This is a genomic window from Profundibacter sp. (assembly GCF_965277155.1).
In the GTDB taxonomy this organism is placed as follows: Bacteria; Pseudomonadota; Alphaproteobacteria; order Rhodobacterales; family Rhodobacteraceae; genus Profundibacter.
In genome coordinates this window covers 443,499-449,831 of record NZ_CBDIBV010000011.1, presented here as the reverse complement: position 1 = coordinate 449,831, position 6,333 = coordinate 443,499, and the positions used below count along the sequence as shown (strand labels likewise).

Annotated in this window: 4 protein-coding genes and 1 pseudogene; all 5 read left to right on the top strand. The window is 65.1% G+C overall.

From position 1 onward, the window contains the following. Window positions 1-56 precede the first annotated feature (56 nt). Window positions 57-242: pseudogene (locus ACQY4M_RS14845) on the top strand (nickel-dependent hydrogenase large subunit); the annotation flags it as partial. 112 nt (window positions 243-354) lie between these two features. Beyond that, window positions 355-1,854, top strand: a complete 1,500-nt coding sequence (istA, locus tag ACQY4M_RS14840) for an IS21 family transposase (protein ID WP_428539289.1) — start codon at window positions 355-357, stop codon at window positions 1,852-1,854. Continuing rightward, window positions 1,851-2,582 carry an IS21-like element helper ATPase IstB gene (istB, locus tag ACQY4M_RS14835; RefSeq protein ID WP_428539322.1) on the top strand — a complete coding sequence of 244 codons (732 nt, stop codon included), beginning with the start codon at window positions 1,851-1,853 and terminating at the stop codon, window positions 2,580-2,582. Before istA ends, istB begins: the two co-directional genes overlap by 4 nt. 128 nt (window positions 2,583-2,710) lie before the next feature. Beyond that, window positions 2,711-3,979: a nickel-dependent hydrogenase large subunit gene (locus ACQY4M_RS14830; protein WP_428545658.1), complete on the top strand. Its 1,269-nt coding sequence runs from the start codon at window positions 2,711-2,713 to the stop codon at window positions 3,977-3,979. Beyond that, window positions 3,979-6,306 carry a carbamoyltransferase HypF gene (gene hypF, locus ACQY4M_RS14825; protein WP_428545607.1) on the top strand — a complete coding sequence of 776 codons (2,328 nt, stop codon included), beginning with the start codon at window positions 3,979-3,981 and terminating at the stop codon, window positions 6,304-6,306. Before ACQY4M_RS14830 ends, hypF begins: the two co-directional genes overlap by 1 nt. Window positions 6,307-6,333: the final 27 nt, after the last annotated feature.

Below are 6,333 nucleotides of genomic sequence, written 5' to 3'. Positions count from 1 at the left end.
AAAAACGCCACCTCTGACCGGGTGCGCGTATACCCCCAGCGCAAGGGGAGGGGGCCATGAGCCGGCTGATCGTAGGACCATTCAACCGGGTCGAAGGCGATCTGGAGGTGCGGCTGGAGGTGGCCGGCGGCGCGGTGGCCAGGGCCGAGGTGGTCTCGCCGCTTTATCGCGGCTTCGAGAACATGCTGCGCGGCAAGGATGTGCGCGACGCGTTGGTGATCGCTCCGCGCATCTGTGGTGTGAATCGGCGTGCAAAACTGACCCACTTGGGTGGGTTATGAGCGAGTAAAATTGACCCACCTGTTTCGTTAACATCCGCGCAAAATTGTGCGGAGGAAAGAGCAGGTGATATTGATGGAAAGCGTATCGAAGATCCGGCGCTGGGTGCTGGTTGAAGGGCGCAGCATCCGGTCTGTGGCGCGGGCGACGGGACTGTCGCGGAACACGATCAAGAAGTATTTGAAGGACGAGAATCCGCCGAGCTACCAGCGCCATGCGCCGCCAGTTCGGCACAAACTGTGCAATGGGTTTGATCTTCGGCTGCAGGAACTGTTTGATCAGGACTCGAGGCGACCACGCCGGGAGCGGCGGACGGCCCAGAAGCTATACGAGCAGCTTGTGGCAGAGGGCTATACCGGGTCCTATTCGCCGGTTCAGCGTTTTGTTCGTGAGTTGAAGCGCGCCGGGGCCTGTTCGGGAGATGCGTTTATCCCGCTGCATTTTGCGGCGGGTGACGCGCTGCAATTTGACTGGAGCGAAGAACGGGTCGTACTGGGTGGTGTCGAGCAGAAGGTGAAGGTCGCTCATTTCCGCCTGTGTCACAGCCGCAAGCCTTTCGTGATTGCCTATCCCGGTGAAGCCCAGGAGATGGTGCTGGATGCTTTCGTGCAGGCGCTGTCCTTTTACGGAGGCGTTCCGCGCAGGGTGATCATCGACAACCCCAAGACCATGGTGACCTACGTTTCGCGCTCGAAGGAGCGGATATTCCATCCCCGGTTCCTGGCCTTGATGAACCACTATGTGATGGAGCCGGTGGCCTGCACGCCCGCTGCGGGCTGGGAGAAGGGACAGGTCGAGAACCAGGTCCAGTTCTTGCGGGGCCGGTTGTTCGTTCCCGAACCGGCCTTTGATGATCTCGAGGCGCTGAACGCGTGGCTGCGTCTGCGTTGCGAAGATCTGGCAGAGCGTCCCCATCCCGAGCAGCAGGATCGCACGATTACCGAAGTGTTCGAAGACGAGCGCGCCGAACTGCGCCCCCTGGGTCGGGCCTTCGACGGCTACGTGGAAAAGACCGTCCGTGTCCGCTCCACCTGCCTGGTTCAATATGCCAGCAATCGCTACAGCGTGCCCTCCCGCTTTGCCGGGCATCATGTGTCGCTACGCGCCTATGCCGGCCGGATCGTGGTGGTCTCCGGTCAGGATGTGATTGCCGAGCACAGGCGTCATTTTACCCGCAATATCAGCTATTTCGAGCCCTGGCATTACGTTCCCCTGCTGGACCGCAAGCCTGGTGCCCTGCGCAATGGCGCCCCCTTTGTGGGCTGGGAACTGCCCGAGGCCATGCATCGGATCAGGGAACATTACATGGCTGGTAAAGGCGGGGATCGGGAGTTCGTCGACCTGCTCCTGCTGGCACAGGATCACGGGATCGAGGTGGTCGAGACGGCCTGCAATCTGGCGGTGGCACAAAACACCCTGCGGCTGCCCGCCATCATCAATCTGATCAACCAGTTGGTGGAACCGGTCATCACACCGCTCAGCGATGCCTGCGCTTATCCGCAGCTGACCTTGCGGCCCGAAGCCGATTGCAAACGCTATGAGACCCTGTGCTCGGCTGAGGAGGTTGCCGTATGAATGCCTTGATCGACCAACTGACAGCCCTCAGGTTGCATGGAATGGCAGCTTGCGCCCATGATCTGCTGTCCGCGCGCAAGCCGCCAAGTCTGACCACAGCGATAAGGCAACTGATCGACGCCGAGACTGTAGAGCGCCGGGTGCGCTCCATCCAGTATCAAATGAGGGTTGCGAAGTTCCCCCATCACAAGGACTTCGCCACCTTCGATTACAGCGCCGCCGCCCTCACCCAGGCCCAGATCGAACCATTCTGCACCGGCCAGTTCACAGAGGAGGCCCATAACCTCATCCTGGTGGGCGGAACCGGCACGGGCAAAACCCACATCGCCATCGCGCTGGGAACGACGCTGATCAACAACGGCAAGAAGGCGCGCTTCTTCAACGCCGTCGATCTGATCAACGCCCTGATCAAGGAACAGGCCGACGGCAATGCAGGGAAGATCATCCGGCAGCTCTCGGCTTTGGACTGCGTCATCATCGACGAGCTGGGCTACATCCCGTTTCCCAAATCCGGTGGCGCGTTGCTCTTCCATCTGATCAGCAAGCTCTACGAGAAGACCAGCATCATCATCACAACCAACCTTGAGTTCGGTGAATGGGTCTCGGTCTTCGGGGATGCCAAGATGACAACCGCCCTTCTGGATCGCGTCACTCATCACTGCAACATCATCGAAACCGGCAATACCTCATACCGGTTCGCCCAGAGTAAACGCCGTAGAAAAAACTAGCCGTTCCGCAAGCAAAGCCCCCAGACGGACTCGCTACATGAAGGCGGCCCGACTGGGGGCTTTGCGCCACAAAGGGGGGGGCAAATTTAAATGCCGAAACCGGGTCAGTTTTAAATGCTCATTGACACATCTGTGGCATCTGCAGCGTCAGCCAGTCGGTGGCCGCCACGCGCGCTATCGCCGCGGCGCAGGGGCTGGTGCCGATGCCGAACGGACAGCTGGTCACGAATATCGTGCACGCGACGGAAAACATAGCCGATCACCTGACCCATTTCCATCTGTTCTTCATGCCCGATTTCGCCCGTCCGGCCTATGTGGCGCGACTCTGGTTTGACGAGATGCAAGCGCGTTTCGGCAACGGTTCGGGTGGCAGCAGACGGGCGATGCTGGCCCCACGGGCTGAGTTCCTGCATGTGGTTGGCATCTTGGCGGGCAAGTGGCCGCACACGATGACGCTCCAGCCCGGCGGCGCGGCGCGAGTGGTAACGGCAAACGAGCTGCGCCGCCTTTCGGGCGTTCTTGCGGGTTTCCGCCGTTATCTGGAGGCTGCGCTTTTCGGCGGCCCGCTCGATGCCTTTGCCGCCCTCACGGACGAGGACGCGCTGCTTGCCTGGGCCGAGGCCCGTCCGCGGGCCGATCTTTCGCTGTTTCTGAGGGCCAGCCGCGATCTGGGGCTGAACCGGTTGGGGCGCGGCAACGATCATTACCTGAGCTTTGGCGCCTATCCGCGGGACGACACTTGCCTTTTCGCCCCCGGCAGGGTGAACTGCAATGACAGTGCCGCGCTGGACACGGCCCGCATAACCGAGGATGTGAGCCACGCTTGGTTGGCCGATGACGGCCCGGCGCGCCATCCGATAGACGGGCGCACCGAACCCGACCCGGAGATGCGCACGGGCTACAGCTGGTGCAAGGCCCCACGCCTGGACGGTGCGCCCGCCGAAACCGGGGCGCTCGCCCGCCTGGTGGTGGCCGGGAATCCCCTGCTTTGCAGCCTGACGCAAAAGGGCGGCAATGCCGAGGCGCGCATCGTGGCGCGGATGGTCGAGATCGCGCGTGTCCTGCCGGAGATGGAACGCTGGCTGCATGCGATCCGCCCAGAGGAGCCCTTCATCGCCCATGGCGAGACACCGCCCGCGGCGCGGGGGGCGGGGCTGACCGAGGCGGCGCGCGGCGCGCTCGGCCACTGGCTGCGGGTGGAAGGCGGGCGCATCGCCAACTACCAGATCATCGCCCCCACCACCTGGAACTTTTCACCCCGCGATGCCTCGGGCACGCCGGGTCCGCTGGAACAGGCGCTGGTCGGCCTGCCCGTGGCGGCGGGCGAGGATGTGCCGGTCATGGTGCAGCATGTGGTGCGCTCGTTCGATCCGTGCATGGTTTGCACGGTACACTGATGACGGTGGAGAAGGGCGCGCAGGGCTGGCAGTTGCGCATCCGCGGGCTGGTGCAGGGGGTGGGGTTTCGCCCGCATGTCTGGCGCCTGGCACAGGCGGCGGGGCTTGTCGGCGAGGTGCTGAACGATGCCGAGGGCGTGCTGATCCGCCTTGCGGCGACGCCGGGTGAGGCCGAGGCGCTTGCCAAGGCAATCCGGCTCAAGGCCCCGCCGCTTTCGCGCATCGACGCAATCGAGATCGTGCCCTGCGCGCCACTCGGCGGCACGGGCTTCAAGATCGTCGCCAGCCGCACCGGCGCGCCGCGCGCCGCCGTCACCCCCGATGCCGCCACCTGTCCCGACTGCCTGGCCGAGATCGCCGACCCGGCCAACCGCCGCTTCGGCTATGCCTTCACCAACTGCACCAATTGCGGCCCGCGGCTTTCGATCACCCGCGCGGTGCCCTATGACCGGGCCAATACCTCGATGGCGGCCTTCGGGATGTGCCCCGCCTGCCGCGCCGAATACGAGGATCCCGCCGACCGCCGCTTTCACGCCCAACCCAATGCCTGCCCCGCCTGCGGGCCGCGCTTAAGGCTGCGCAGCGCCGATGGTGAGGCCTTGCCGGGCGATCCCGTCGCCACCGCCGTGCAGTTGCTCGCGCGCGGCCGGATCGTGGCGATCAAGGGGCTGGGCGGCTGGCAACTGGCGGTGGATGCTACCGATGGGGCGGCAGTGGCGCGGCTGCGCGCGCTGAAGCACCGCCCGCTAAAGCCGCTGGCGCTGATGGCGCATAGCCTCGACGAGGTCCGCCGCTTCTGCCAGGTGAGCGATGCAGAGGCCGACGAGCTTTCCGGCCCCGCCGCACCGATCGTGCTGCTGGTGCACCGCAAAGACGGCGCGGGCCTGCCCGACGCGGTGGCGCCGGGGATGAACCGGCTGGGCTTCATGCTGCCGGCCACGCCTCTGCATCACCTCGTGATGGCGCGCATGCGCGGCCCGATCGTGCTGACCTCGGGCAATGCCTCAGGCGATCCGCAAATCACCGACGACGACGAGGCGCGCGCCCTGCTGGGCGCGGTGGCCGATGCCTTCCTTGGCCATGATCGCGAAGTTGTCCACCGGGTGGACGACAGCGTGGTGCAGATGACGGCGCTGGGCCGTCAGGTCATGCGCCACGGGCGCGGGCTGGCGCCGGCCCCGCTGATCCTGAACGAAGGCTTTGCCGACCTGCCGCCGGTGCTAGCCACGGGCGGCGATATCAAGAACGCCTTTTGCCTGAAGGGCGGGGGACGGGCGATCCTGTCGCCCCATATCGGCGACATGGGTACCGCGCGCGCGCGCCGCGACCTCTCGCGCCGTCTGGAATTCATGCGTGCGCTGTTCGGGGCGCGGCCCACGCGCATCGCCGTTGACCCCCATCCGAGCTATTTCTCCAGCCGTCTCGGGCGCGAGCTCGCCGAGGCCGAGGGCGCCGCTTTGGTCGAAGTCCAGCATCACCACGCCCATGTCGCCGCCGTGATGGCTGGCGCGGGATTGCCGCCAGATGCCGCCCCTGTGCTGGGGGTGGTGCTCGACGGTCTGGGCTGGGGCATGGACGGCACGATCTGGGGCGGCGAATTCCTGTGCGCCGATTTTCGCGGTTTCACGCGTCTGGCCCACTTCGCGCCCGTGCCGATGCCCGGCGGCGACGCGGCCAGCCGGCAGCCCTGGCGCAATCTTCTGGCGCATCTGAACCATGCTTTCGGAGCGGAAGTAACCGCCCGCATGATTGCGGACGGCGACGGTGCCGGTCTTGCACGCCTCTCCGAAAAACCCTGGAAGCCCATGCAACAGATGATCGACCGCGGGCTGAACGCGCCCCCGGCGTCGTCGGCAGGGCGCCTGTTCGACGCGGTTGCCGCCGCGCTGGGGCTGTGTTTCGACGAACAGACCTACGAAGGCCAGGCGGCGATGCGTCTTCAGGCGCTGGCCGAACGTGTGCCGGCCGAGAGCGGCGGATATCCGGTGGGTCCGGGTAAAGTGCTTGACTGGGCGCCGATGTGGCGGGCACTTGCCGCCGACCTGCGGCGCGGCGAACAGGCTGCCGTGATCGCGGCACGGTTTCACCGCGGGCTTGCCGCCGGCGTCGCCGAAACCGCCGCCCGGTTGGCGGGCGAACATGGGCTGGGCACGATCGCCCTCTGCGGTGGCGTGTTTCAGAACGCCCATCTTCTGGCCTTAGTTGTTGCGCAGTTGGAAAAGCAGGGGCTCGACATCATTCGTGCGTCCGCAGTGCCCTTGAATGATGGCGGTCTTGCCCTAGGCCAGGCCGCTGTCTCCGGGGTTTATCCATTTGAAACAAACTGACAGGAAGAAACGCTAGAGCGTTTTGCG

What these genes read in the sequence shown, in the direction of transcription:
- istA (WP_428539289.1), top strand. Translation starts at nt 355, where the DNA reads ATGGAAAGCGTATCGAAGATCCGGCGCTGGGTGCTGGTTGAAGGGCGC.
- istB (WP_428539322.1), top strand. Translation starts at nt 1,851, where the DNA reads ATGAATGCCTTGATCGACCAACTGACAGCCCTCAGGTTGCATGGAATG.
- hypF (WP_428545607.1), top strand. Translation starts at nt 3,979, where the DNA reads ATGACGGTGGAGAAGGGCGCGCAGGGCTGGCAGTTGCGCATCCGCGGG.